The sequence below is a fragment of the Mesorhizobium montanum genome (assembly GCF_033977145.1).
In the GTDB taxonomy this organism is placed as follows: domain Bacteria; phylum Pseudomonadota; class Alphaproteobacteria; order Rhizobiales; family Rhizobiaceae; genus Mesorhizobium; species Mesorhizobium montanum.
This window is the reverse complement of the sequence record NZ_JAVIJF010000027.1, coordinates 16,602-39,849: the sequence shown is the minus strand read 5'-3', so window position 1 is coordinate 39,849 and position 23,248 is coordinate 16,602. Positions and strand designations below refer to the sequence as shown.

Annotated in this window: 26 protein-coding genes; 15 read left to right on the top strand and 11 right to left on the bottom strand. The window is 63.9% G+C overall.

Annotated elements, in window-relative coordinates; translation table 11 throughout:
* Positions 1 to 71: 71 nt before the first annotated feature.
* The 4 genes from RFM68_RS28950 to RFM68_RS28935 form a co-directional block, all read right to left on the bottom strand.
* Entirely contained in the window at positions 72 to 596 is a 525-nt protein-coding gene (locus RFM68_RS28950; RefSeq protein ID WP_320236424.1) for a carboxymuconolactone decarboxylase family protein, read from the bottom strand.
* A gap of 5 nt (positions 597 to 601) precedes the next feature.
* On the bottom strand, positions 602 to 1,024 hold the full coding sequence (locus RFM68_RS28945) for an OsmC family protein (RefSeq protein WP_320236423.1): 423 nt from the start codon (positions 1,022 to 1,024) through the stop codon (positions 602 to 604).
* Between the two features lie 55 nt (positions 1,025 to 1,079).
* On the bottom strand, positions 1,080 to 1,529 hold the full coding sequence (locus tag RFM68_RS28940) for a hypothetical protein (protein ID WP_320236422.1): 450 nt from the start codon (positions 1,527 to 1,529) through the stop codon (positions 1,080 to 1,082).
* Positions 1,530 to 1,634: 105 nt separating this feature from the next.
* Positions 1,635 to 3,167, bottom strand: a complete 1,533-nt coding sequence (locus RFM68_RS28935) for an acid phosphatase (RefSeq protein ID WP_320236421.1) — start codon at positions 3,165 to 3,167, stop codon at positions 1,635 to 1,637.
* Between the two features lie 220 nt (positions 3,168 to 3,387).
* Here RFM68_RS28935 and RFM68_RS28930 point away from each other — a divergent pair, with 220 nt between their 5' ends.
* The 3 genes from RFM68_RS28930 (at position 3,388) to RFM68_RS28920 (ending at position 7,042) form a co-directional block, all read left to right on the top strand.
* Positions 3,388 to 4,641 carry a cytochrome-c peroxidase gene (locus RFM68_RS28930; RefSeq protein WP_320236420.1) on the top strand — a complete coding sequence of 418 codons (1,254 nt, stop codon included), beginning with the start codon at positions 3,388 to 3,390 and terminating at the stop codon, positions 4,639 to 4,641.
* A gap of 181 nt (positions 4,642 to 4,822) precedes the next feature.
* Positions 4,823 to 6,676, top strand: coding sequence for a tetratricopeptide repeat protein (locus RFM68_RS28925; RefSeq protein ID WP_320236419.1), 1,854 nt, complete (start codon positions 4,823 to 4,825; stop codon positions 6,674 to 6,676).
* 114 nt (positions 6,677 to 6,790) lie between these two features.
* Positions 6,791 to 7,042 (top strand): hypothetical protein, encoded by a 252-nt coding sequence (locus RFM68_RS28920; RefSeq protein WP_320236418.1) that lies wholly within the window; start codon positions 6,791 to 6,793, stop codon positions 7,040 to 7,042.
* A 46-nt stretch (positions 7,043 to 7,088) separates the two neighbouring features.
* Here RFM68_RS28920 and RFM68_RS28915 read toward each other — a convergent pair whose 3' ends face one another.
* Complete coding sequence (locus RFM68_RS28915; protein ID WP_320236417.1) at positions 7,089 to 7,676, bottom strand: dihydrofolate reductase family protein; 588 nt, start codon at positions 7,674 to 7,676, stop codon at positions 7,089 to 7,091.
* Positions 7,677 to 7,777: 101 nt separating this feature from the next.
* Here RFM68_RS28915 and RFM68_RS28910 point away from each other — a divergent pair, with 101 nt between their 5' ends.
* The gene (locus RFM68_RS28910; RefSeq protein WP_320236416.1) at positions 7,778 to 8,194 is read left to right on the top strand and encodes a winged helix-turn-helix transcriptional regulator; all 417 of its coding nucleotides are present in this window, start codon (positions 7,778 to 7,780) and stop codon (positions 8,192 to 8,194) included.
* A 41-nt stretch (positions 8,195 to 8,235) separates the two neighbouring features.
* Here RFM68_RS28910 and RFM68_RS28905 read toward each other — a convergent pair whose 3' ends face one another.
* The 4 genes from RFM68_RS28905 to RFM68_RS28890 all read right to left on the bottom strand — a co-directional run bounded on the left by RFM68_RS28905 (position 8,236) and on the right by RFM68_RS28890 (position 10,220).
* Positions 8,236 to 8,382 (bottom strand): hypothetical protein, encoded by a 147-nt coding sequence (locus tag RFM68_RS28905; RefSeq protein WP_320236415.1) that lies wholly within the window; start codon positions 8,380 to 8,382, stop codon positions 8,236 to 8,238.
* A gap of 641 nt (positions 8,383 to 9,023) precedes the next feature.
* Positions 9,024 to 9,170, bottom strand: a complete 147-nt coding sequence (locus RFM68_RS28900) for a hypothetical protein (RefSeq protein WP_320236414.1) — start codon at positions 9,168 to 9,170, stop codon at positions 9,024 to 9,026.
* A 99-nt stretch (positions 9,171 to 9,269) separates the two neighbouring features.
* Entirely contained in the window at positions 9,270 to 9,503 is a 234-nt protein-coding gene (locus RFM68_RS28895; RefSeq protein WP_320236413.1) for a hypothetical protein, read from the bottom strand.
* 174 nt (positions 9,504 to 9,677) lie between these two features.
* Entirely contained in the window at positions 9,678 to 10,220 is a 543-nt protein-coding gene (locus tag RFM68_RS28890; protein ID WP_320236412.1) for a phosphatase PAP2 family protein, read from the bottom strand.
* A 38-nt stretch (positions 10,221 to 10,258) separates the two neighbouring features.
* On the opposite strand from RFM68_RS28890, the gene RFM68_RS28885 reads away from it, so the two are divergent.
* Positions 10,259 to 10,741 (top strand): DUF2127 domain-containing protein, encoded by a 483-nt coding sequence (locus RFM68_RS28885; RefSeq protein ID WP_320236411.1) that lies wholly within the window; start codon positions 10,259 to 10,261, stop codon positions 10,739 to 10,741.
* Between the two features lie 154 nt (positions 10,742 to 10,895).
* Here the strand turns inward: RFM68_RS28885 and RFM68_RS28880 are convergent, their stop codons facing one another.
* Positions 10,896 to 11,318 carry a cupin domain-containing protein gene (locus RFM68_RS28880; RefSeq protein WP_320236410.1) on the bottom strand — a complete coding sequence of 141 codons (423 nt, stop codon included), beginning with the start codon at positions 11,316 to 11,318 and terminating at the stop codon, positions 10,896 to 10,898.
* A gap of 146 nt (positions 11,319 to 11,464) precedes the next feature.
* On the opposite strand from RFM68_RS28880, the gene RFM68_RS28875 reads away from it, so the two are divergent.
* The 7 genes from RFM68_RS28875 (at position 11,465) to RFM68_RS28845 (ending at position 19,302) form a co-directional block, all read left to right on the top strand.
* On the top strand, positions 11,465 to 11,767 hold the full coding sequence (locus RFM68_RS28875) for a hypothetical protein (RefSeq protein ID WP_320236409.1): 303 nt from the start codon (positions 11,465 to 11,467) through the stop codon (positions 11,765 to 11,767).
* A gap of 258 nt (positions 11,768 to 12,025) precedes the next feature.
* The gene (locus tag RFM68_RS28870; protein WP_320236408.1) at positions 12,026 to 13,093 is read left to right on the top strand and encodes a type III polyketide synthase; all 1,068 of its coding nucleotides are present in this window, start codon (positions 12,026 to 12,028) and stop codon (positions 13,091 to 13,093) included.
* On the top strand, positions 13,090 to 13,812 hold the full coding sequence (locus RFM68_RS28865; RefSeq protein WP_320236407.1) for a methyltransferase domain-containing protein: 723 nt from the start codon (positions 13,090 to 13,092) through the stop codon (positions 13,810 to 13,812). The genes RFM68_RS28870 and RFM68_RS28865 overlap by 4 nt, the downstream gene beginning before the upstream one ends.
* Positions 13,809 to 15,044: an NAD(P)/FAD-dependent oxidoreductase gene (locus tag RFM68_RS28860; protein ID WP_320236406.1), complete on the top strand. Its 1,236-nt coding sequence runs from the start codon at positions 13,809 to 13,811 to the stop codon at positions 15,042 to 15,044. Before RFM68_RS28865 ends, RFM68_RS28860 begins: the two co-directional genes overlap by 4 nt.
* Before the next feature lie 132 nt (positions 15,045 to 15,176).
* Positions 15,177 to 15,656: a DUF2231 domain-containing protein gene (locus tag RFM68_RS28855; protein WP_320236405.1), complete on the top strand. Its 480-nt coding sequence runs from the start codon at positions 15,177 to 15,179 to the stop codon at positions 15,654 to 15,656.
* Between the two features lie 621 nt (positions 15,657 to 16,277).
* A complete protein-coding gene (locus RFM68_RS28850; protein ID WP_320236404.1) occupies positions 16,278 to 17,807 on the top strand; it encodes a tlde1 domain-containing protein in 1,530 nt (509 codons plus the stop codon).
* A gap of 253 nt (positions 17,808 to 18,060) precedes the next feature.
* The gene (locus tag RFM68_RS28845) at positions 18,061 to 19,302 is read left to right on the top strand and encodes a glycosyltransferase (RefSeq protein ID WP_320236403.1); all 1,242 of its coding nucleotides are present in this window, start codon (positions 18,061 to 18,063) and stop codon (positions 19,300 to 19,302) included.
* Positions 19,303 to 19,304: 2 nt separating this feature from the next.
* Here RFM68_RS28845 and RFM68_RS28840 read toward each other — a convergent pair whose 3' ends face one another.
* Complete coding sequence (locus RFM68_RS28840) at positions 19,305 to 20,060, bottom strand: bestrophin-like domain (RefSeq protein ID WP_320236402.1); 756 nt, start codon at positions 20,058 to 20,060, stop codon at positions 19,305 to 19,307.
* 141 nt (positions 20,061 to 20,201) lie between these two features.
* Between RFM68_RS28840 and RFM68_RS28835 the strand changes: the two genes are divergently transcribed.
* From RFM68_RS28835 to add, 3 genes are all read left to right on the top strand, one after another.
* Complete coding sequence (locus tag RFM68_RS28835) at positions 20,202 to 20,987, top strand: ThuA domain-containing protein (RefSeq protein ID WP_320236401.1); 786 nt, start codon at positions 20,202 to 20,204, stop codon at positions 20,985 to 20,987.
* Between the two features lie 101 nt (positions 20,988 to 21,088).
* A complete protein-coding gene (locus RFM68_RS28830) occupies positions 21,089 to 22,147 on the top strand; it encodes a Gfo/Idh/MocA family protein (protein WP_320236400.1) in 1,059 nt (352 codons plus the stop codon).
* Between the two features lie 107 nt (positions 22,148 to 22,254).
* Positions 22,255 to 23,247, top strand: coding sequence for an adenosine deaminase (add, locus tag RFM68_RS28825; protein ID WP_320236399.1), 993 nt, complete (start codon positions 22,255 to 22,257; stop codon positions 23,245 to 23,247).
* Position 23,248: the final 1 nt, after the last annotated feature.

Below are 23,248 nucleotides of genomic sequence, written 5' to 3'. Positions count from 1 at the left end.
AGCCGGCGATCCTTCACACCCCCCCTCTGGCCTGCCGGCCATCTCCCCCGCAAGGGGGAAGATTGGCAGCTTCACCGCCTGCGATAACCCTCCAGCTCCGGATCGAGCTCCACCTTCACCGCATTGGTGAACACGCAGGTCGCTACCATGATGCCGGCGAAGGCGGTGAGATTGACGAGCAGCGTCTCGTCATAGCGTGCCTTGAGCGCTGCCCAGGTTTCGTCCGGGACGGCATTGGCATCGGCCGCAGTCGCGTTGGCGAATTCTATAAGAAGGGTTTCTTCTGCCGTCGGCTCGATCGCCTCGGGATCGAGCCCGCTATCGATCAACGCCCGGCGGAAGAAGGTCACCGGGATCTCGGCGCGCATCGTCTCGGCGATCGCCTTCGAGATCAGCCAGATGGCGCGGTCGTCGAGCGTGGGCCTGAGCAGGTCGCGCAGGGTGAACCATTCGGCGTAGATGCGGTGGGCGGCCGGCGAATGGAGCAGGATGCGCTTCATGTTGGTCATGCGGCCGCGCAGCGCGAGCTCGCGGTCGTGCTCGGCGCGGATGTCGTCCGAGGCGGTCGCGTAGTCGATCGGGGAAAGATGCGCCATCGCCCTCACCTCAGCGTCGCGTGAAGTGCCGGCGCGCTGCGCAGCGTGTTGGAAACGGTGCAGATATTTTCGGCATCCTCGACGATGCGCCGCTTGGTGGCGGCGTCGAGGTCTCCGGCGATCTCCAACCGGATGTTGAATTTTTCGACCCGCGACGGCTCGTCCTTAGCCTTCTCGCCGCGGACATCCGCCCTCACCTCGCTAAGCCTGTCGGCGACGCCGAGACGGGTGGCGGCGATGCGGGCGCTGAGCACCATGCAGGCCGCGAGCGAGGCGTAGAGCAGGTCGAGCGGGTTGAAGCCCGGCGCGCTTACGGCGGTGACGACGTCGACCATGCCGCCGGTCGGGGTGGTGACGACCGGCAGGCCGCCCGGCTGCAGGACGGCCAGCGCGCCGGTGGTTCTTGTCCGGACCTTCAGTTCAGCCATCGCGTTTCCTTTATCTTGCTCAGCTGGTCGGTTGATGTACCACGGCTCGGCTGGCTTAGAGATGTTGCCAAATCAGCTTGAGCGGTGAGCCAATCGCCTGCTCAATCCTTCGCAATTGGTCAGCACCGAGGGACGTCGCTCCAGGATTGACGACCAAAAGCGCGCACGTGCCGAACGCAGCGGGCCATACATAGCGAAGGTCGTTGAGCGACGTGGACTTGCCGCAACAAGGCGTCACGACCGTCAGGTTGCTAAAATCCGAAGCGGCTGCCTGATCCATGGAATCGCCCCACCAATCCTCTAGATCGCTCCCGCAGAAGGCGCAGTGGATGCTTTCCGTATTCGCGCCTGCGTCGAAGAAAGTCACCGCTTCCTTGTATTCGATTCCGACATGGTCAGCTTGGGGGAACAATCCGCGCACGATGTTGGCAGCCTCCTCAGCCGCCGTCCTATCGGGCCGCCAGTAGGGATCGTCTGGAACCATGTGCAGGTAATTGTCGGACATGGCACCGTTTGTGGCAGGAAGACTGATCCTGGCAAGTACCCTTGCGGTTGCGCCAACGAAAAAAGGCCCGCCGGAGCAGGCCTTTCGCAAGAATAGCTTCGACGACTACTTCGTCAAATCGAGCGCCGCCGTCAGGTCGCCCATCGGCGGCTGGTCGTTGTTGCGCAGCGCCTTGTCGCGGGCGACGATGCCTTGCAGCACCGGCAGGTCGTAGCGGTTGGTGATGAAGCGCAGGATCGAGGTGGTGTCGTACTGCGTGTGGTCGACCATGCCCATCCTGGCATAGGGCGAGATGATGAAGGCCGGGATGCGGTTGCCCGGGCCCCAGCGGTCGGCCTTGGGCGGCGCGACGTGGTCCCAGAAGCCGCCATTCTCGTCGTAGGTGACGACGACCAGCATATGAGCCCATTGCGGGCTCTTCTCCAGATGCGCGACGAGGTCGGCCAGATGCTGGTCGCCCGAGGTCACATCGGCATAGCCGGCGTGTTCGTTGAGGTTGCCCTGCGGCTTATAGAAGGAAACCGCCGGCAGCTTGCCGTCGTCGATCGCCTTGATGAACTCGGTGCCGCCGAGGCCGCCATCCTTGATGTGTTCGGCACGCGCGGCTGTGCCCGGCGCATAGGCGGCGAAATAGTTGAAGGGCTGGTGGTGGAACTGGAAGTTCGGCACCGGCGTCGCGTTCTTGCCGTCGAGCGCGGCCTGCCAGGCGCCTGAATACCAGGCCCAGCTGACGCCCTTCAGCGACAGGAGATCGCCGATGGTGATCTCATGCTGGGGCGGCAGCGTGGTCGGCTGCGTCGGATCGGCAAGCGCCTTGTCACCGCCCTCGGCCGGCTTGTTGGCGCTCGGCTGGTAAGGCGGCTGCATGGTGTTGACGGCATGGAAGTCCGGGGTGATTGCACCGTCATTGGCGAATTTCGGCACGCCGCCCAGCGCCGAGGGCGGCGAATTGTCGGCTACCTTCAGCGTCACGCCGTCCGGTTCGACGACGGCGATCTGGCCCTTGACCGGGCTGGTGTCGGCATTGGGGTAGACCGGCACGCAGGCACAGGCGAGCATGAAGTGGTTGAGGAAGGAGCCGCCGAAGGCGCCCTGGAAGAAATTGTCGGCGAGCACGTATTTCCTGGCGATCGGCCACATCGGCAGGATCGAGCCGTCATAATGGCCCATCACCAGCGCGCCGGAATCGGCCCAGGCGACGAACTTGTCATTCTTGCCGCCGTCGATCTGCATCTGCTCCTGGTAGAAGCGGTGCCAGAGGTCGTGCGTGACGACGCCGGTGCTTTCGTTGAAACCCTTGGGATCATCGATGGCGAAGACGGCGTTGGCGAGATGCGCGCTCTGCGCTTCCGTCACCGCCGGCGTCACGCCCTTGCCGGTCAGTCCGCCCCAGGCCGGCGGCAGTTCGGAAAGCGGCTTGCCGTCGCGGTCGAGTTGGCGCGCCTGGTCGGGCGACACGTTGGCCAGGCCATTGGCGCCGGGGAAGCCGCCATAGAGATTATCGAAGCTGCGGTTCTCGGCGTAGATGACGACGACGGTGTCGATCTTATCATAGCCGGGGGGAGCCGCCTGGGCAGCAGCGGTGAGCGATGCCAGCGCCGTGGAGGCGAGGCAAAGGGAGAGAAAGGACCGGATCATCGGGAAATGCCTCGTGGCTAGGGAATGGCTGGAGGACGGCAATGCAGGCATGCGGCTACATCAATGCCCAGCTACTTCGATGCCTTGTCACCTTTGTGACAGTTGCGCCCCGGCCGAACACGGTTTCGTGAGCGGGAACGCCGGTCATCAATCCGTTGCACTCGATCCTTAGGTCGCGAAGGAAATCGGGCGAGAGAAATCAGGGATGTCGCCGAGGACGATGGGACGTCGGAGAAATCATGCGATCGCCATTGCAGTGGCCTCGATAGTCGGCTTCACCGCGCCTGCCAATACCGCTGAGCCGGCTGGTGTCCATCCCGGCCCGATGACGCGCGCGGAGGCCTATGAGCGGGCCGACGCGCTGACGGCGCTCGGGCGGCAGATGTTCTTCGACCCTTCGCTCTCGGCCTCGGGCAAGCAGGCCTGCTCGTCCTGCCATGATCCCAACCATGCGTTCGGACCGGCCTCGGCGATGCCGGTCGAGATGGGCGGACCGAAGCTCGACCAGCCTGGCGTTCGCGCCGTGCCATCGCTGCGCTACCTCCAGGCGGCGCCCGCCTTCACCGAGCATTTTTATGACTCCGAGGACGAAGGCGACGAGAGCGTCGACAACGGCCCGACCGGCGGCCTGACCTGGGATGGCCGCGCCGACCACGGCAAGGACCAGGCGAGGATCCCGCTGCTGTCGTCCTTCGAGATGGGCAACAAGGATGCAGCCCAGGTGGTCGCCAGCCTGCGCAAGGCGCCCTATGCCGATGCCTTCAAGGCGGCGTTCGGCGCCGATGTCCTCGACCATCCGCAAGACGCCTTCGACGCCGCGGTGGAAGCGCTCGGCACGTTCGAGCAGAGCAGCACCGATTTCTACCCCTATTCCAGCCGCTACGACGCCTTCCTTGCCGGCAAGGCGCGGCTCTCTGGACAGGAGCTGCACGGCCGCATGCTGTTCGAGGACGAGGGCAAGGGCAATTGCGCCAGTTGCCATCCCAGCGAGCCCGCCAATGACGGCGAGCCGCCGCAGTTCACCGACTACGGCCTGATCGCGATTGCCGTGCCGCGCAACGCGGCGATCCCGGCCAACGCCGATCCCGATTATGTCGACCTTGGCCTCTGCGGCCCGCTGCGCACCGACTTCAAGGGCCGCAACGAATATTGCGGGCTGTTCAAGACGCCGACGCTGCGCAATGTGGCCTTGCGAAAAAGCTTCTTCCACAATGGCTACTTCCACACGCTGCGCGAGGCGGTGGCCTTCTACGCAAGCCGCGACACGGATCCCGGCCGCTGGTATCCGAAGAACGCCGACGGCACGGTCAACAAATTCGACGACCTGCCCAAGGCCTATTGGCCGAACCTCAACACCGACCCGCCCTTCAACGGCAGGAAACCCGGCGGCAAGCCGGCGCTGACCGACGCCGAGATCGACGACATCGTCGTCTTCCTCGGCACGCTGACCGACGCCGACCAGGCGGGGCAGTGAAGCGGCTGCGCCAGCGCCGCCAGATAATCGATCCACGGACGCAACCAGTGATTGCCCGCTGAAACGGCTCGGCTAGAATGCGGCACGCCGTTAGCAGTGGCGCTGCGGGTTTCGGCCGAAGGGGTGGGTGGAATTGGTCCGGATTTGGCTCAAGCCTTCATGGCGGGCACTGGCTTGCTTCTTGCTGGCGAACGCCGTTGCCGCGCCTGCAGCCTCGGCCATTCTGCTGACCTCGCTGCTCCCTGCCCTCGCAGCCAGCAGCGACTGCGTCAGCGACGACGAGGTCGATCCGGCGGTGCGCATCCAGGCCTGCACGCGCATGATCGACGACGCCACGGAGCCACGGCGCAACAGGCTCATCGCCTATTTCAAGCGCGGCACGGTGTGGTCGGAGCGCCATGACTACGACCGCGCCATCGCCGATTTCAGCGCCATAGTCGACCTCGATCCGACCGAGGCCAGCGGCTATTTCGGCCGGGGCGTCACCTGGTTGTTCAAGGGCGACAACGACCAAGCTATCGCCGATCTCGGCAAGGCGATCAGCCTCGATCCACGGGTTGCCGACTACTACTACAATCGCGGTGTCGCCCACACGTACAAGGGCGAGGACGACAACGCGATATCCGATTACGGCAAAACGATCGACCTCAATCCGGACGACGCAAGGCCCTTTTACAATCGTGGCCTGACCTGGTTCAGGCGGGGCGACAACGACCGCGCCATCGCCGATTACGACCAGGCGATCAAGCTGGAACCAAACGACGTCGAATTCCTGAACAGCAGGGCCGATGCATGGGCCAGCAAGGGCGACGAAGCGCGTGCGCTCGCCGATTACGAGGCAGTGATCCGTCTCGACCCCAAGAACGCACATGCTCACTACCGGCGTGGCAATGCCCGAATTAACAAGCGCGATTATGACGGCGCCATCGCCGACTATGACTCGGTGATCGCGGCCGATCCGAAAGATGCCAGTGTGTACTACAACAGGGGTCTCGCCCTGTGGAACAAAGGTGATCCGGACCGGGCGCAGAGCGATCTCGACACGTCGATCGGACTCGACCCGAAAGACGCCGCGGCCTATCGGACTCGGGGGTCGGTTCGGATCGACAAGGGCGATTACGACCGCGCCATAGCCGACTATGACCAGGCGATCACCCTCGACCCGAAGCAGGCAGGCAGCTATTTCGCTCGAGGCTCAGCCTGGTCTCTGAAACGCGACTATGACCGCGCTATTGCCGATTTCGACCAGGCGATCGCTCTCGATCCAAAGCTGGAGGGTGCTTATGCCGGCCGAGCCATGGCCTGGCTGCGGAAGGGCGACAATGATCGCGCCATCGCCAACTATGAGCAGGTCATCATGCTAGACCCGACAGATGCCAGCGCTTTCAACTGGCGGGGCTTCGCGTCGGCCAGGAAAGGCGACGACGACCGCGCCATCGCCGATTTCGACCGAGCCATTGATATCTACGGCAAGAATGCGGGATTTTTCTACAATCGTGCCAGAAGCTGGACAGCAAAAGCCAATTACGACAAGGCCACTGCCGACTACGATCAGGCCATCAATCTCGATCCCAACTTCGCCAATGCGTATAGGGGCCGCGGCCTCTTGCATTTCTATTCCGGCGCATTCGCCGAAGCGCAGGGCGATTTTCGCCAGTTGGCGGTCCTCAAGTCCAACGACGCCTATGCCGCCATCTGGCTCGACCTGGCCGAGCGCGGCTCCGGTGCGCCGAGCCATCTGCGGGAGGCGGCCGCCAAGCTCGATATGACGAAATGGCCGGCGCCGGTGGTGAGCATGCTGCTCGGCGACAAGACGCCAGCCGAGACGCTTGCGACGGCTGAGGACCCGAACCCGGAAACCAAACAGGGGCAGGTTTGCGAAGCCAATTTCTACACGGCGGAAGTCGACCGGCTGCAGGGGTATAATGACGAAGCCTTGCGGCTCTACCGGCTGGCGGCGAGCGATTGCCCAAAGACTTTCCTGGAATACCGCGCCGCCAAGATGGCTTTGCACGCACTCGGCACTTCGCCGTGACGAATGGAACCGAACTGCCGGACGCCGATGGTTATCGGCATATGTGAGCTAGGTTATAGGAACGCCGAACAGCGTCTGCTATATTAGCGGCTCTTCACGGGACGGGGGTCTCGCATGAGGTTCATCGCGGTGCAGGAGCCGCCCGGCAGCAGCTGGGCAGTATTCGATGCGGGCAATGGCGCGCCGGCCGAATATGCCGGTCGCGTACTTATCGGTTTGACATGGCGCGAAGCCCGCTGGTTCGTCGCCATGGGCAACGACTACTCCGGCTGGCCACAATATAGCCGGCTGGCTCCGCGCCTGCGGCTGGTTGAAGTTGGCGGGCCATTTCCGATCCGGGAAAAGCACGGCCAATCAGGCGGTTAAGAAACCGCGCTGCCGGATTGATTCAGGCTGCGCGGGTCCGGCCTCGTCATCCCGCCGGCGCGTAGCGGCTGACCACCATGCCGCTGGCATAGGCCTTCGAGCCGATCAACTTCAGCAGCGAAAATCCGCCCTGGTCGAAGATGCGGCGGCCCGCGCCCAGCACCGCCGGATTGATGAAGAGCTGGAACTCGTCGACAAGGCCGGCGGCGATCAGCGCCGAGGCGAAGCCGGCGCCGCCGAACACGGCGATGTTGCCGCCCTCGCCTTGCTTCAGCGCATTGGCCTCCCGCTGCAGGTCGCCGCTGACGGCTCGCGTGCGTTCCCAGCGCGAGGTTTTCAGCTTGTCGCTCGCCACCACCTTCTGCGCCTCGACGATGCGTTGCGCGAAGGCATAGAAGCGATCCTTCGGATATTTCTTCGCCGCATTGCCGCAATGGGTCAGATATCCCTCCTCCGCCATCTTGCGGCTCAAGAGGATGGTGTCGATGCTCGCAAAGACGGCATTGAAGTCCTGTTTCAGTTCCTCGTCCCAGGCACTGTCGTCGCCCCATTCCCAGAGCTGCCAGCGGTGGTCGTGATCGTCGCCGACGAAGCCATCGACCGACATCTGCATCTGGAGGATGAGCTTTTTCATGTCCGGTTTCCTGCCGCACAATTGATTTACTTTTGGAATCAATTGACGCAAAAGCAGGAATGATGTCAATAGTAAAGTGATTTAAAAATGGAACCATACTGATGTCGACCAAGGAACGGTCCGGCTGCCCGATCAGCCTATCTCTGGAACTGCTCGGCGACCGCTGGACGCTGCTCATCATCCGCGATCTGGTTTTCGCCGGGAAAAGGCACTTTCGCGAATTCCTGCAATCCGACGAGGGCATTTCCTCGCGCACGCTGGCCGAGCGGCTGCAGACGCTGGTAGACGAAGGCATCCTCACCCGCAGCGACGACCCCACCCATGGGCTGAAGGCGATCTACCGGCTGACCGATGCCGGCATCGACCTCTTGCCGGTGCTGGCGACGCTGGGCGCCTGGGGCAGCAAGCACCGCAAGGCCGACGACAAGCTCGCCCGGGTCGCCGACGATCTCGCCGCCGGCGGCGAACCGGCGCTCAAACGGATGCAAGAGAAGCTCAGGGCCGAGCATTTGTGGTAGCGGAAATCTCGGATAGGCCGCTCTAAATTGCCCCTCGCCCGTCAGCGCCGCAGCGGCCCGGCCGGTTCTTCGGCGGGCGGCTCTCCGGGCAGTCCCAATCGCAGCCTTTCCTCCTCGGCGAAGGTCTCGGCTTGCGCGTGAATGTCGAAAACCTGTTGCGTCAGCCTGCCGCCGTCGACGATGCGCACGATCCATTGGCCATTGATGGCTTTTACTCGGACACTGTCTGGCTCTCCCGTTACCATATACAGCTCCTGCTTCTTAGCCGAAGAACTGCTGTTTTCGATCCGCCATGATCTAGCGCGCCCGGAGCCGCCGAAAGAGCGGGCTGATTGGCCTTTAGTGCAAAGTTGCTCGCCGACATTCAATATATTTGCGAGACCTGATGAGTAAAAGCGATTTATGGGAGAGCAGGCCCGTTATCGCGCCTCGGCTCAGAAGAATTCGACCTCGATGTGCAGTTCGGTCTTCGAGACGATGCGGCCTCGACGCAACCCGCTCGATCGGCGTGCCGGAGACATTCAATCTGACAATCTGAATTCCGCTCGGACGCCTTCGAAAGCCGGCGGCACCACAGCCATACGAGAGCTCGCATGAATTCGACGGCCCGGCAGCCTTGGGGGGTGATACTGGGTTCGGCGGCCGGGCCTGACCGGAGTTTGCGAGGCCGCCGGCTGTCGCGAGCATGCGCTTGCGCCCAGGCGAGGACAAGAACGACCTAGGCCCTAGGACCAAAGCAGCAACGGACACGGTCGAGAGGGACCAATTGTTATTGGCCAATTGCAATCGCGCTGACTGAAAATAACGCGCGCCGAAGGCTTTCCGCGCGTCAAAAGCCGAAGAAATGCCGGCCGACGAGATAGCCGAGCGCCGCAACCACCAGCGGAAACATCACCGGCGCCGCCTTGTTGAACACCGACGGGTTTATCTCCTTGGCGGGAGCGCTGGGCTTGGCATTGCCGAGGTTTTTCGTCATGGGCTCATTACCGGTTGGGGGCTAGCTGCCGGTCGAGCCACTACATTAGAAACTGCTCATTAAGTTTCCGGCAAAGCCAACGCTACAATTCGCGGCAATTTATTCCGATCGCTGGGTGCGCTCGGCAAGCGCGAAAGCCTGGAGGTTGCGCGACTTGCCGGGGTCCTGGTCGGCGTTGGCGATGATGGCGTGGAAGGCGGCGCGGGCGATGTCCTTTTTCCTGGCATCAGGGTGTTCCTTACGTACCGCCTTGACCAGTTCCTTCGGTGTCATGTCGGGAGTGACGAGGCGCATCAGCGTATCGCCTATGGCCCGCAATTCGCTGGCATCCATAACGATGAACCCTGTTTAGCGGCATCAACCTAGCATATAGCGGAGCAAGCGCGTCACTTTTGTGATGCGTGATGATGGATTTGGCTCCGGCCTCTCTGACCCTTTGTTCTCACGCAATTCCGGACGGAAGGCTACGGCGAAGTCGCTGAGCTACGCACTTTTCCTGGAATTGCTCTAAAGAATTTTCGTGGCGAACGCGTCCAGCCGCGAATTCTCGCGATAGCAAAGCCGTACGGCCAGGGCGGCAGCGATCCCGGTAGCGGCGCCGCCGGCGACGTCACCGGCATAGTGGATGCCGATATGCAGCCGCGACCAACAGATCAGCACGGCCATGACAAGCAAGGCGAGCGTGCGGCGCGGCAGCGCTTGCATGGCGAAGACAGCGACAATGGCCATGCTGGCGGTCGCGTGATCGGACGGGAATGACCAGTCGGCGCTGGGCGCGATCAAAAGATGCGTGACGCCAACGTCGTAAGGCCTGATCCGGTGGATGAAGAGCAGGATCGCCTGGTTGATCGCCAGCCCGAGCAGGAAGGAAAGGCCGGCGGACAGGCAGGCATGGCGCACGTGGGAGCGGTCGTTCCTCGACCACCACTGCAGGGCGACCGCCAGCACCATCAGCGGCACGCCGATTTGCGAGACGGCAACCATTGTCCTATCAAGAAACGGACTGACGCCGGCAGCGCCATTGATCCAGTGGGTTAAGGCTGCATCCATGCGATCTGATTTCCTTGGGTTGTTGTGAGGGCTGGGTCTTGAAGCCTGTCGATGAGCACCGCATCCATCAGCTTTTCGAAATCGGCGTCTGGCTGAAGGGTGCGCATGCGCTGATCGAATGCATCGGCGGCATCCTGCTCTACGTCATCAGCACCGACACCATCGCTTCCTGGGTCAATGCCCTCACCCAGGAAGAGTTGATCGAAGATCCGAACGATTTCATAGCCGGCTATCTGTCGCAGATGGCGAGCCACTTCTCCGTCGCGAGCAAGGAGTTCTACGCCTTCTACCTGCTCAGCCACGGGCTGATTAAGCTTCTGCTGATCATCGGCCTGTTGCGGGGCAAGCTGTGGTCCTACCCTGCCTCGCTTGTGGCGCTCGGCGCCTTCATGGCCTATCAGTTGTATCGCTACTCCTACACGCATTCGCCCGGTCTGCTGGTGCTGACCGTCTTCGATGCGGTCGTCATGTGGCTGATCTGGCAGGAGTGGCGCATCGTTCGAGAGCACAAGCCCGCCTGACCGGCATGGTGCATTTGCCGAGACAGTGGGGAACCTTCTGACGCTGGCGGGACGGCGCCCCCTCCCGGTAGGTAGAGGGGGCACGAAGGCCGCTACGGAAATATCCCAAGCGGCCGGAGCCGCGCCCAGCAATCGGCCGGCCGTTGCTTCTCAATCAGGCAGGAACCAGCACGGCGATGCGATGCACGCCGACCTCTTTGCTCGTATTCGTCGCCTCGTCGGTCTTGCCCTTGGAGCAGGTGTACATGTCACCCTCCTTGAGCTTGAACTCCTTGTCTGCCTTCTTGATAGTGAAAGCACCCGACGTAATCGTGCATACCATGTCGGTGTCCATCACGCTTTGAGGTGCGTGTGCTCCGGGTTGAAACACGACGTCGACAATTGAGATGCTCTTGTAGGCGGGAATGTCGGAATTGCCGGTGCCGACTTCCACCACCCTGACGCCGGGCGCGATCTCCTTGCCTTCATTCGGGCCGTATTTCTTGGTTTTCGCAAATGTCGCCGTTGCGAACAGGGGCGCAACCGTTGCGGCCGTCACGCCGAAAGCAATTGCAGACCTGCGATTCATCGTTTTCATCGCATCCTCCCTAAACCTGTCATGCATGGATTAGCATGACCTCGATATATAAGCATATCCTGATTTGATTGTGCAGAGTGGTGATTGCAACGATTGGGCATTCCGGGGCGCGGGCGACTTCACGGTGCCTTTTGCCGGAACTTCGAATGGCAGCTCGTGCAGTCCTGCAGGATGAGGTGCAGGAGATGTTCCGCAGGCATCCCGGCCGGATCGGTTTCAGCGGCGCCCGAACCCGCCTGGAACTCGGAACCCTTGCCCTCTCGCAGGGTTTATATGCGAGGCGAACCGCCATGGAAGACAAACCGCCTGCCGAGAACCCGGGAAGGATCCTCGCCACCGTACTGGCGATTTGCCTCATCATCATCGCCTTGTTCTTTATCGGCTTCAGATATTCGCAGCCCGATCAGGGAGCATTGATCGTGCCCGGAGCGGTGCAGGGCAGCAAGTGATCGGCCCGAAATCTTTGCCTGCCAGGCTAAAGATTCGCGCCGGCGCCATGCTCATGCGCCACGCGTCTTTTCGGGCGCGGCCTGTCATCCCTTGCAAATCTTTTAGGCTCGAGATCACACGCCAGGGAAGAAGCAGGTTTTCCGAAACGTTTATCGAACAGGCAACGCTCAGCGCCTGGCGCCCGACCAGGGCGCTCATGAGCAAGAAACCCCTCCGGCAACAGCGCGCACCGCGCCCGAGGCCCAGGGAGACGGTACATGTCCGCCAACGCTTATATCAACCGGATCGCGACGGCGGTTCCGGAGCATGAAGTCCATCAGTTCTACCTGCGCTACGCGGCCTCCATGCTGGCCGCCGATCGCAGGAGGATATTCCAACGCATGGCCGGCCTCGCCGGGATCGAGCACCGCTTTTCCTGCTTTGCGCCCGCTCTCGATCCCGAAGGGCCGTCGGCCGACCTTGCCGGGACCTTCAAGCGCGGCGCGTTTCCCGGAACGGCCGCCAGGATGGCGATGTTCAGCCAAGCAGCACCCGTCCTGGCGCAAAAGGCCGTCGACGGACTGCGGCTTGGCGATGAGGCATCGCGCGTCACCCATCTCATCGTCACCACCTGCACCGGTTTGTCCGCGCCGGGCATCGACCTCGACCTTGCCGCGCGCTGCGGCCTGCCGGACGGTATTGAACGCACGGTGATCGGGTTCATGGGCTGCTATGCCGCGGTCAATGCCCTCAAGCTTGCCCGCCACATCGTCCGCTCCGACCCGCGGGCGAGGATTCTTCTAGTCAATATCGAAGTCTGCACCCTGCATCTGAGAGAAACCACCGAGCTGGAAAAGCTGCTGTCCTTCTGCCTTTGGGGCGACGGCTGCGCGGCAACGCTCGTCACCGGCGAGCCGCCCGGCATCGAGCTCGACAGCTTCCGCTGCACCGTCGCGGACGAGCGGCGGGAACTGATGACCTGGGATATTGGCGACCATGGCTTCGACATGTTTCTCTCCGGTCAAGTGCCGGCGGCGATCCAGGAGGCTATGCGCGTCAACCGGGATGTCATCCTCGGTGGCCGGCCACCGGACGCGATCGACCTGTGGGCCGTGCATCCCGGCGGACGCACTATTCTCGACGCCGTCGAGAGGGCGCTAAGCCTCGCGCCCGCCGCGCTCCAGCCGTCGCGCGAGGTGCTGCGCCGATACGGCAACATGTCGTCGGCCACGGTCATGTTCGTGATGGAGGAGATGCTGAAGGCGCCGAGAGAACTGCTCGGCTGCGGCATGTCGTTCGGACCCGGACTGACGGCCGAGACCATGTTGTTCCGAACCGTCTCATGAACGCGCTCGACCAACGGACACTCGTCCCGGAAATCCTCGATCGCCTTGCCGCGGACGATCCGCGGGCGCTCCGCTCGCGGCGCGATCTGCGCCGCATCAACGCGCTGATGTTCCAGGCGCCGATCATGGCGTCGCTCATGAGGAAATTCGTGGCCAAGGCGCCCGGCCGCATCCTCGAGATCGGCGCCGGCGACGGCACCTTCATGCTGAAAGTGGCCCGGCGCATGGCAAGGGACTGGCCGGAGGTGGAGCTGACGATGCTCGATCGCGTCGGCCTCGTCACTCCTGAGCTCGCGGCGGATTTCGCTGGTCTGGGATGGAAGCTCGAAACCTTCACCGCCGATGTTTTCGACTGGGCGCGGAAGGGAGATGGCAGAGCCTTCGACGTGATCACGGTCAACCTGTTTCTGCATCATTTCGACGACGCCGGACTGCTGCGTCTGTTTTCGCTGCTGGTTCGCAGGGCGCCATTGCTCCTGGCGACGGAACCGCTGAGGTCGGGCTTGGCGCTCGCGGCGGCCCGCCTTCTGCCGGCGATCGGCGTCAATGACGTCACCAGGCATGACGCCGCTCAGAGCGTGCGCGCCGGCTTCCGCGGCAGCGAGCTTTCCGATTTCTGGAACGCTGTCGGCGGCCGGCCTCTCGAGGAGCGGCGCGCCGGTCCTTTCTCCCATGTCTTTGTCGGCGCCGCGTCGATGCCCGCCGGAAATGTGCCATGAGGCCGGCATCGACCCACGATGCGGTCGTCATCGGCGCCGGCCCGGCAGGCACGTCGGCGGCTCTGGCGCTGGCCCGGCGCGGCTGGTCCGTAGCGATTGTGGAAAAGAACGTCTTTCCGCGCCGCAAGGTGTGCGGCGAATATATCTCGGCAAGCAATCTCGCGCTCCTCGAGCGGCTGGAGGTCGGCGATGCGTGGCGAGCCGAGGCCGGCCCCGAAATCCGCCGGGTTGGCCTCTTTTCCGGCGACACCTGCGTCGAGGCGCCGATGCCGGGCGCGAAGTCCGGGTCCGCGGCAAGAGACGGTTTTGGCCGGGCGCTCGGCCGCGACGTGCTGGACTCGCTGCTGTTGGATGCGGCCCGATCGGCCGGCGCGGAAGTTTTCCAGCCCCGCCGCGCGGTCGCCATCGAACGCGATGGCGCCTGCCAAGCGGTGCGGGTCCAGCCAGGAGCCGGGAATTCCCGCGACGAGGCGACGATCCTGCGGGCGCCGGTGATCGTCGCCGCGCATGGCTCGTGGGAGCCGGGGCCGCTGCCGAGCCAGCTCGAGAAGAAAAGCCGTTCCTCGGACCTGCTCGGCTTCAAGGCGCATTTCACCGGATCGACGCTGCCGCCCGACCTGATGCCGCTGCTGACGTTTCCGGGCGGTTATGGCGGCATGGTGCTCGCAGACCGTGGCCGCATGTCCATCTCCTGCTGCATAAGGCGCGATGTGCTCGCCCGGTTGCGCGGCACCCATGCCCGCGAGCACGGTGGCCAGGTCTCGGCGGCCGAAACCGTCGAGCATCATCTTAGGGCGACGTGCCGCGGCGCGCGAGACGCACTGGAGGAAGCCCGCCTCGACGGTCCGTGGCTTGCCGCCGGCCCCATCCGGCCAGGCATCCGCGCCGGTTACGAAAGGGACATCTTTCGCGTTGGCAACGTCGCCGGCGAGTCGCATCCGATCATCGCCGAGGGCATATCGATGGCGCTTCAATCCGGCTGGATTCTGGCCCTGGAACTCGCCGCGGCGGCAACCGGTCAAGCGGAGCGCGAAGCGGTCGGCAGACGCTACGAGACGGCCTGGAGAGGATTGTTCTCGACCCGGGTCCTCGCCGCTGAAGCCATTGCGCGCATCGCCCTTGGCCATGGCGGCGCCGCCATGATGGGAGCGGTTGTCCGCAATTTTCCGCAGGCGCTGACCTTGGGAGCACGGCTCAGCGGCAAGACGAGAGCGGTGCCGGGTTTTGGCTGACGGGCGCGACGCGATGGACACGCCGGGGTTATGGAACATTCCGAGGCGACCGGAGTTCGGTATGTATCCGGCTTTCCGTCGCCAAGGCCGTGATGTGGCCTGAGGGCGGCGCCCGCCCCGGGAGGCATTTCGATGACCCACGACACGATCACCCACAACCCGCACAGCACTGCAAGCATTGCCGGCCATCCTATTCATGCAATGCTGATACCGTTCCCGATCGCCTTCTTCGTCGGGACCTTCGTTTGCGACCTTGTCTTCTGGCGAACCGGCAATCCGGTTTGGGTCTCCGCTTCGCTCTGGCTTCTCGGGGCAGGTCTGATAATGGCCGCGCTGGCCGCTCTTGCCGGACTGACCGATGTCTTGGGCGATGCGCAAATCCGCAATCTTGGCGACGTGTGGCTTCACGCCGGCGGCAATGTGATTGTCGTCCTGATCGAACTTTACAACTGGTATTTGCGATATGCCCATGCCGAGGCGGCCGTGGTGCCAGTCGGCCTGGTCCTGTCGCTGATCGTCGTCCTCATTCTTCTGTTCACCGGCTGGAAGGGCTGGGGAATGGTCTATCGGCATCATGTCGGCGTCGCCGACACAACGGACGAAACGCGCTGAAAACCGCCGGCGTGGTTGCGGCTGGCCTGGGCCAGGAGCATCTGAAATTCCGCCACCCGTGACCTCCGCAACGCGTGGCTTCCACTCTTCATGTCGCCTCCGCCCTTCCGGCGGAGGCGACTTTTTTTGGGGTGGTCCCGGACCGCAATGTCTTCCGTCGGCTTTGCCAGCTGGTCCACTGCATCTTGGCCGGCTTGTTCCAGTGCCCGGCATGTGGGCCGCATTTTGACCCTAATCGCTCTATAGGCGGCCAGGGTTGCTGCGGTTCCAGTCCTGACGTTTTCTTGACAGAGGCTGGAAAAACGGGCAGCAAAGCGGGTGAGGAAGAGCATTTTTACCGTGGCGCAGACCATGGAGGGCTCTTTTTTCGTATGGACCGTCGCCAAATCGGCGATTGGTGGAGGGATTGGTTAACCAACTTTGTCCATCTTTTGAATCAATCGGCAACAGACGCGTGAAGGTGCAGGGGGCACCAGCGAACTGTGATCGTGACGGGTGCCCGGTCCGCAAACCGGCATGCCGATTGAGAGTGGTCGTATGGCGTTTTTGCGTTTGAAAGACCGGGGTGACGCTCCTCATGGGGGGGTAACTTCGAAAAAGTCTGGTCATCGATGGGTCGTGGTGCCTGCTGTCGGCGCCGCCCTCGCCCTATGGTCCGTCGCCACTTTGGCGGGGCTCCATTCGGTGAGCACCTCGCTGATCGCAGCTTCCAACGGACTACCGCAAGGCCTGCTTTCGCCGCGCAACATCGCGCTTGGCGACCAGCGCCGGCAGATCGCCAATGCCTGGGCGCCGCGCCTTGCCGCCAATGGCGGCTACAAGGCAGGCTCGCTCGTCGGCGGGTGCGACGCCGGCTGCTTCAACCTCGCGACTAGCTTCAGACATGACCGTCAAGCTTCTGAAAAGCTGAAGAATAAAGGCCTCGACGGCAAGATGGCGCGCCTCAAGCCGCCGGCGCCCGACAACGTCGCGCATGAGAAGGTCGTGGTGGTGGCCTCAGCCGCCGGAGCCGCCGACCGTTTCGACGGCGTGGTGCAGCGCGCGGCACTTTCGCCGCAAAAGCTTGCCGATGCCTTTGCCCGTGCTGAGAACGCGCCCTTCCTGCTTGCCAGCCTGCCTTCGGCGAGCCGCTTCGGCGGCACGCAGCCGGATGCCCCGGCGCAAGCCCGCTTCGGTTCGCAGCCGGCCGAAATCGCCGGCGCTTCCGAGCTGGCGCTGGCGCTCGCCAACATAACGCCGGAGGACACGGGCGACGTTCCGACCTCCGTCGCGCTTGAAAACAGCGACGCGCCCGATGTCGCCGACAACTCGGAAAATGGGCACGACGGCGGGTACCAGGTCGCCTCGCTGCCGCCGCAGGACGGTCTGCCCGACACCATTGCCGTGCCTGGCCTTCGCCCGCGCACCACGCTCGAGCGCGCCACCGAGGCGCCCGAACAAACCGCGGCCAAGCCGCAGAAGCCCGAGGCCGCGAAGCCGCAGACCGCCAAGGCCAAGCCGCAGCCGGACGCTGTCGACACCGCGCAAAGCGCGCCGACGGCGGTTTCGCCGAGAAGCGGCGACCAGGGCCTGCCGGGCGTGCCGGGCTCGAAGCCGGCCGTGGCGGACGCCAAGCCGAGCAAGCGCAAGGCGCAGGCGTCCGAGATGCTCGCCTATGCCAAGCCGGACACGCCGGAGCGCGGTGGGCTCGGCAGCGCCTTCCGCAACCTTTTCAACGGGCCCTCGACGGGCAATGGCGTCGCCGTCTACGATATTTCGGCGAGAACCGTTTACCTGCCGGACGGCTCGAAACTGGAGGCGCATTCGGGACTGGGCTCGATGGTTGACCAGCCGCGCTTCGTCAACCGCAAGAATACCGGTCCGACTCCACCGGACACCTACAATCTGTCGCTGCGTGAATCGCGTTTTCACGGCGTCGAGGCAATCAGGCTGACGCCCGCCAGCGGCAGCAACAAATATGGCCGCAACGGCTTGCTTGCCCACACCTACATGCTGCGCGGCGGGCGTGCGGAATCCAATGGCTGCGTCGTCTTCAAGGACTATCACCGCTTCCTTGCCGCCTACAAGAACGGCAAGATCAAGCGCCTTGTCGTCGTCCCGCGCCTCACAAGATCCCCCACCCAGGTCGCCCAGGAAGGCCGCCAGGGTTAAGCCGAACCACGCCGGCGAACTGGTCGCCGGCACTTGTCGATCCCCACTTGCTGATCCGAAGGGCTGGCGCCAAAAATGCGCCGGAGTGCTTGGGCGTGCCGTCGCGGCTTCGAGCCATGGCGGCGAACACAACCTCAACCGAGGAAGCGATAACGACCCTTCCCAGAACTTAGATATGGCGCAGCCTGGGCTTGCGGCAAGCCCCCGGCCATGGCGTATCAACGCTGCTCCGAAAACGACAACGGAGCGTGGAATGCGGATTTTGTTATCGACTTACGGCTCGCGCGGCGACGTCGAGCCGTTGGCGGCGCTGGGTGTCGCGCTGCAGGCGCATGGCGTCGCGGTCAGAGTAAGCGCACCGGGCGACGCGGAGTTTGCCGCTCTTCTCGCCCGTGCCGGCGTGCCGCTGGCGCCGGCCTTCGCGCCGGTGCGCGAATGGGCGAAGAAAATGATGCGTCGATCGCGATCGGCGTCGCCCGAGAGCCGGGCCAGGCTCATTTCCGGCCAAGCGGCCGAGATCGTCGCCAGGCAATACGAGGCGCTGGCGGCGGCTGCCGAAGGCTGCGATGCCGTGGTGGCGTTCGGCCTCTTCCCTTCCTGTGCCGCCGCGCGGCTTGTCGCGGAGCAGCGCGGCATGCGCTACATGCTTGGCACGTTCTGCCCTGTCTGGCTGCCGTCGCCTCACAACCGGCCGCATGAATATCCAAGCCATCCGCTGCCGTCCGGCGTCACAGACAACCGGCTGCTGTGGGAGATGGATATCCGCACCAAGAATGCGCTCTTCGGCGAGGCGATCAACGGTCACCGCGCATCGCTCGGGCTGCCCCCGGTACAAAACGTCCGGGACTATGTCTATGGCAATACCGTGCTGCTTGCCTGCGACCCGATGCTGGGGCCGTGGCTGCCTTCGGACCTGATCGATGTCGTGCAGACCGGCGCCTTCATCCTGCCGGACGAACGGCCCCTCCCCGACGGGCTGAAAGCCTTCCTCGATGCCGGGCCGCCGCCAGTCTATGCCGGCTTCGGTTCGATAGCGGTCGCCAGGCAAGCGGGCCGCGCGGCCATCGAGGCGATCCGCGCCAAGGGCCTTCGCGCGGTGATCGCGCATGGCTGGGCCGAGCTCGGCCTCATCGACGATGTCGACGACTGCTTCGCCATCGGCGAGGTCAACCAGCAGACGCTGTTCGGCCGCGTCGCCGCAGTCATCCATCACGGCGGCGCCGGCACCACGGTCGCCGCCGCGCGAGCGGGTGCGCCGCAGGTGATCGTGCCGCAGATCGGCGACCAGCCCTATTGGGCGAAGCGTGCCGCCGAACTCGGGATCGGCGCCGCGCATGACGGCCCGGTGCCGACGACGGGCTCGCTGTCGGCGGCGTTAGACGTGGCTCTGGCGCCAAAGGTCCGGGTTCGCGCCAGCGAGGTAGCGGCCGAGGTTCACGCCGATGGCGCCGACGCGGCGGCGAAGTGGCTGGCGGATGCTTTGAGCCGGCCGTGAGCTCACTGCCGCAGTTCCGCCAGCGCCCGTTGCAGCGGCGCTGGCGAAACCTGGATCGGTCCGGAGAACGGCGTGTCCATGTCTATGATCAGATAAAGCGCCGCGGCCGCCAGGGCGCCTGAGACGATGAAGGTGCCGACAATGGTCGCGTTGCGGGGCGCGCGGAAGCCGAAGCTGGCGAAGATCAGCGTCAGCCAAGCCACCAGAAGCGCGATCAGCGGCACGGGGATGGTGCCTTCGGACTGGCCGACCAACACCCAGCGCTGTTCGATGACCCTCTGCAATTGCTGCGTTGCGCTCTGCAGCGTCGCGGCGCGCTTGGCTTCCGGCGGCGTCAGCTCCGCCAGCTCGTCGCCGACCTTGTTGAGCAGCAGTTCCGACAGCCGGTTGGCGACCGCGGGCGTCCTCTGCGTCAGCGACGTGGCGTCGACCAGCCGCTGCAGATAGGCGGTGAGCGTCGCGCGCGCGCCTTCCGTCTCCGGTCCATACTGGCGGAGCGAGCGGTCGAGAAGGATCAACTGCGTCGCGAAATTATGGACGTTGTGGTCGATGGTCTCGAAAGTGTTCTTGGCCGAATTGATCATCAAGCCGAGGACGAGCGAGGACATCACAACGAACAGGTTTGCGGCAAGCCGGACCACCGCTCCGGTGTCGTCCTGGCGGTGGTGCTCGGGCAAGCGCGGGCAGATCACCATGCTGACCAGCGCTGCCCCGGCCAGACACGCAAAGATCGCCGTCCCTATAAGTATTTCGCCCATCGCTAATATTGCACACGGGAACGGACGCTTGCCAATCGGGTACGAAGGCCTGGGGCGCAGCGCTCGAAAACCGCTTTCAATACCGGGCGAAGGCGCTATCTATGGCGCCGGGGCGGATCCCAATCACTCACGAGGCTATCCATGACAATTCGCGCTGTCGTCTGGGGCGAGAACATCCACGAGCGGACCAATGAGGTAGTCGCCGGCATCTATCCGGAAGGAATGCACGCGACCATCGCCAAAGCGCTGAACACGGATGAGGCAATCTCCGCCTCGACCGCCACGCTGGAGCAGCCGGAGCACGGCCTGCCGGAAGCCCGCCTCGCCGAGACCGACGTGCTGGTCTGGTGGGGCCACAAGAACCATGGCGCTGTCGCCGACGAGGTGGTCGAGCGTGTTGCAAGACGCGTCTGGGAAGGCATGGGGCTGATCGTGCTCCATTCCGGCCATTTCTCGAAGATCTTCAAGCGGCTGATGGGCACGCCCTGCACGCTGAAATGGCGCGAGGCCGGCGAGCGCGAGCGGCTCTGGGCGACGAGCCCGAACCATCCGATCGCCGAAGGCGTCGGCGAGTTCTTCGAGCTCGAGAACGAGGAGATGTATGGCGAGCAGTTCGCCGTGCCGGAACCGCTGGAAACCGTTTTCATCTCCTGGTTCCAGGGCGGCGAGGTCTTCCGGTCCGGCCTGACCTACCGGCGCGGCGCCGGCAATGTCTTTTACTTCCGCCCCGGGCACGAGACCTATCCGACCTATCACGACGCCACCGTGCAGAAAGTGCTGCGCAATGCGGTGAAGTGGGCGCACAACCCGCAGGGGTCGAAGCCCGCCATCCTCAATGCGCCGAACGTGCCGGTCGAGCAGGCGCTGGAGCCGATCGAGGAACGCGGCGGCAAACTGCACGCGCATGGCGAGGCCGGCTTCCGCTAAAAAGCCGCTTCTTTTCTTTGCTTGGGATTGCGCAGAAATAGCGCTTCGATCACATTGCCTCACATTATTGAATCGAACCAAATGGCTCGGAGGAGCAAGAAATGCGGCTTTTGATACTGGGTACCGGCTGGATGGCGCAGGAGCATGCCCGCCGCTTCGGCGCCATCGAGGGTGTCGATATCGTCGGCGCGGTCGATGTCGATCCGGCCCGCGTCGGCGAGTACGCTGACGCCTACAAGATCCCGAAGCGCTTCACCTCGCTGGAAGCTGCGCTCGACTGGGGCGATTTCGACGCGGTCGCCAATGTCACGCCGGACCGCATCCACCACCCCACCACCATGGCGCTGGTCGCCGCCGGCAAGCCGGTGCTTTGCGAGAAGCCGCTGGCGGAAAATTTCGGCAAGGCCAACGAGATGGCCGATGCCGCGGAAGCCGCGGGCATTGTCAACATGGTCAACCTCACCTACCGCAACGTGGCCGCGCTGCAGAAGGCACGCCAGATGGTGCAGGCGGGCGAGATCGGCACCGTGCGCCATGTCGAAGCATCCTATCTGCAGAGCTGGCTTGTGTCGAAATTCTGGGGCGACTGGCGCACCGATCCGAAATGGCTGTGGCGGCTGTCGCGCGGCCATGGTTCCAACGGCGTCCTCGGCGATGTCGGCATCCACATCCTCGATTTCGCCAGCTATGGCGCCGCGCTCGACATCGACCATGTCTTCTGCCGGCTGCGCGCCTTCGACAAGGCGCCGGACAACCGCATCGGCGAGTACCAGCTCGACGCCAATGACAGTTTCGCCATGACGCTCGACTTCGCCAACGGCGCCTTCGGCGTGGTGCATGCCAGCCGCTGGGCCACCGGCCACATCAACGAACTGCGGCTGCGCATCCATGGCGACAAGGGCGCCATCGAGGTGGTGCACAATCTCGACGGCTCGATGCTGAAGGCCTGCGTGGGCGGCAATGTCGAGAACGCCAAATGGCAAGAGCTCGATGCTGGCACGGTGCCGACCAACTACCAGCGCTTCGTCGAGGCGGTGAAGAGCGGCGTGCAGACCGAGCCGACCTTCCGCCACGCCGCGGGCCTGCAGAAGGTGCTGGATCTGGCGGTGGTGTCGGATGAAAAGCGCGCGGAGCTGAGGGCCAACGCGGATACGCAATAGCCCTTTTCCTCGCTCTCGAGCGGCGCCGCAAAACTCTTTCAATCATTTCTTGAACCCTGGCCCTGGCGCTTCGTGATTTGATGCGGCCACGAACGCGGGAGGTTTCATTGACCGACTACATCGGGTTGCCGAAGGCCGAAGTGCACATCCATGTCGAGGGCTGTTTCGATGCCGATGACGTCATCCGGAACTGCGAGCAGGCCGGCATTCCGCTGCGTGCCCCGCGCGAAAAACTCTTCGAGGCCCACGATCTGAAGAGCTTCCTCGAAATGCTCGATTGGCTGTGCGGCACGTTTCGCACGCGTGAGCAACTGGCCGTCACCGCCTATAAGTTTGCGCGGCGAATGGCCAAAAGCGGCGTGCGCTACGCCGACGTCATCGTCAACCCAACCCACTGGCCGCACTGGCACAGGAACATCCCGGGAATGATCGACGCATTCGATGCGGGTTTTGCGGCCGCCGAGCAGGATGGATACTCGCCGGTCGGGCTTTGTGTCAGCCTGCTGCGCACCCAGTCGTCCAAGGACGCCATCGAACTGGTGGAGTTGCTGAGCAGGACAAGGCACCCGCGCGTCGTTGCCCTTTCGATCGACGGAAACGAAGCGGCCGCCGGCCGCACCGGCCCGCGCTTCGCCGAGGCATTCCGCCGCGCCGCGTCGGCCGGATTGCGGCGGACCGTTCATGCCGGCGAGTCGAGCGGCCCCGAGGGTGTCCGCGACGCAATCGAATTGCTTGGCGCCGACCGCATCGACCATGGCGTGCGGGCGATCGAGGAGCCGGCTCTGGTCGACCTGCTTGCGCAGAGGCGGATTCCCCTTGGCATCTGCCCGGTCTCCAACATCGCGCTCGGCGTCTATCCGTCGCTTGCCGAACATCCGATCGACGCGCTACGCAAGGCCGGTGTTCCCGTCTCGATCAACACCGACGATCCGGCGTTGCTCGATACGACGCTTGAAGCTTCTTATGCCGCCTGCGCCGAGACCTTCGCCTGGGACAGTGAAACCATCCGCCAACTCGCGGCGACGTCGGTGCATGCGAGCTACGCCGACACGGCCGTGAAGGCGAGAATCCTGGCGGATTTGGCGACTTGGCAAGCCTGAT

What these genes read in the sequence shown, in the direction of transcription:
- RFM68_RS28900 (WP_320236414.1), bottom strand. Translation starts at nt 9,170, where the DNA reads ATGACGAAAAACCTCGGCAATGCCAAGCCCAGCGCTCCCGCCAAGGAG.
- RFM68_RS28875 (WP_320236409.1), top strand. Translation starts at nt 11,465, where the DNA reads ATGGCAGCTCGTGCAGTCCTGCAGGATGAGGTGCAGGAGATGTTCCGC.
- RFM68_RS28840 (WP_320236402.1), bottom strand. Translation starts at nt 20,060, where the DNA reads ATGGGCGAAATACTTATAGGGACGGCGATCTTTGCGTGTCTGGCCGGG.
- RFM68_RS28895 (WP_320236413.1), bottom strand. Translation starts at nt 9,503, where the DNA reads ATGGATGCCAGCGAATTGCGGGCCATAGGCGATACGCTGATGCGCCTC.
- RFM68_RS28880 (WP_320236410.1), bottom strand. Translation starts at nt 11,318, where the DNA reads ATGAAAACGATGAATCGCAGGTCTGCAATTGCTTTCGGCGTGACGGCC.
- RFM68_RS28830 (WP_320236400.1), top strand. Translation starts at nt 21,089, where the DNA reads ATGCGGCTTTTGATACTGGGTACCGGCTGGATGGCGCAGGAGCATGCC.
- RFM68_RS28945 (WP_320236423.1), bottom strand. Translation starts at nt 1,024, where the DNA reads ATGGCTGAACTGAAGGTCCGGACAAGAACCACCGGCGCGCTGGCCGTC.
- RFM68_RS28835 (WP_320236401.1), top strand. Translation starts at nt 20,202, where the DNA reads ATGACAATTCGCGCTGTCGTCTGGGGCGAGAACATCCACGAGCGGACC.
- RFM68_RS28935 (WP_320236421.1), bottom strand. Translation starts at nt 3,167, where the DNA reads ATGATCCGGTCCTTTCTCTCCCTTTGCCTCGCCTCCACGGCGCTGGCA.
- RFM68_RS28915 (WP_320236417.1), bottom strand. Translation starts at nt 7,676, where the DNA reads ATGAAAAAGCTCATCCTCCAGATGCAGATGTCGGTCGATGGCTTCGTC.
- RFM68_RS28860 (WP_320236406.1), top strand. Translation starts at nt 13,809, where the DNA reads ATGAGGCCGGCATCGACCCACGATGCGGTCGTCATCGGCGCCGGCCCG.
- RFM68_RS28855 (WP_320236405.1), top strand. Translation starts at nt 15,177, where the DNA reads ATGACCCACGACACGATCACCCACAACCCGCACAGCACTGCAAGCATT.
- RFM68_RS28845 (WP_320236403.1), top strand. Translation starts at nt 18,061, where the DNA reads ATGCGGATTTTGTTATCGACTTACGGCTCGCGCGGCGACGTCGAGCCG.
- RFM68_RS28865 (WP_320236407.1), top strand. Translation starts at nt 13,090, where the DNA reads ATGAACGCGCTCGACCAACGGACACTCGTCCCGGAAATCCTCGATCGC.
- RFM68_RS28870 (WP_320236408.1), top strand. Translation starts at nt 12,026, where the DNA reads ATGTCCGCCAACGCTTATATCAACCGGATCGCGACGGCGGTTCCGGAG.
- RFM68_RS28940 (WP_320236422.1), bottom strand. Translation starts at nt 1,529, where the DNA reads ATGTCCGACAATTACCTGCACATGGTTCCAGACGATCCCTACTGGCGG.
- RFM68_RS28920 (WP_320236418.1), top strand. Translation starts at nt 6,791, where the DNA reads ATGAGGTTCATCGCGGTGCAGGAGCCGCCCGGCAGCAGCTGGGCAGTA.
- RFM68_RS28950 (WP_320236424.1), bottom strand. Translation starts at nt 596, where the DNA reads ATGGCGCATCTTTCCCCGATCGACTACGCGACCGCCTCGGACGACATC.
- RFM68_RS28930 (WP_320236420.1), top strand. Translation starts at nt 3,388, where the DNA reads ATGGGACGTCGGAGAAATCATGCGATCGCCATTGCAGTGGCCTCGATA.
- RFM68_RS28890 (WP_320236412.1), bottom strand. Translation starts at nt 10,220, where the DNA reads ATGGATGCAGCCTTAACCCACTGGATCAATGGCGCTGCCGGCGTCAGT.
- RFM68_RS28910 (WP_320236416.1), top strand. Translation starts at nt 7,778, where the DNA reads ATGTCGACCAAGGAACGGTCCGGCTGCCCGATCAGCCTATCTCTGGAA.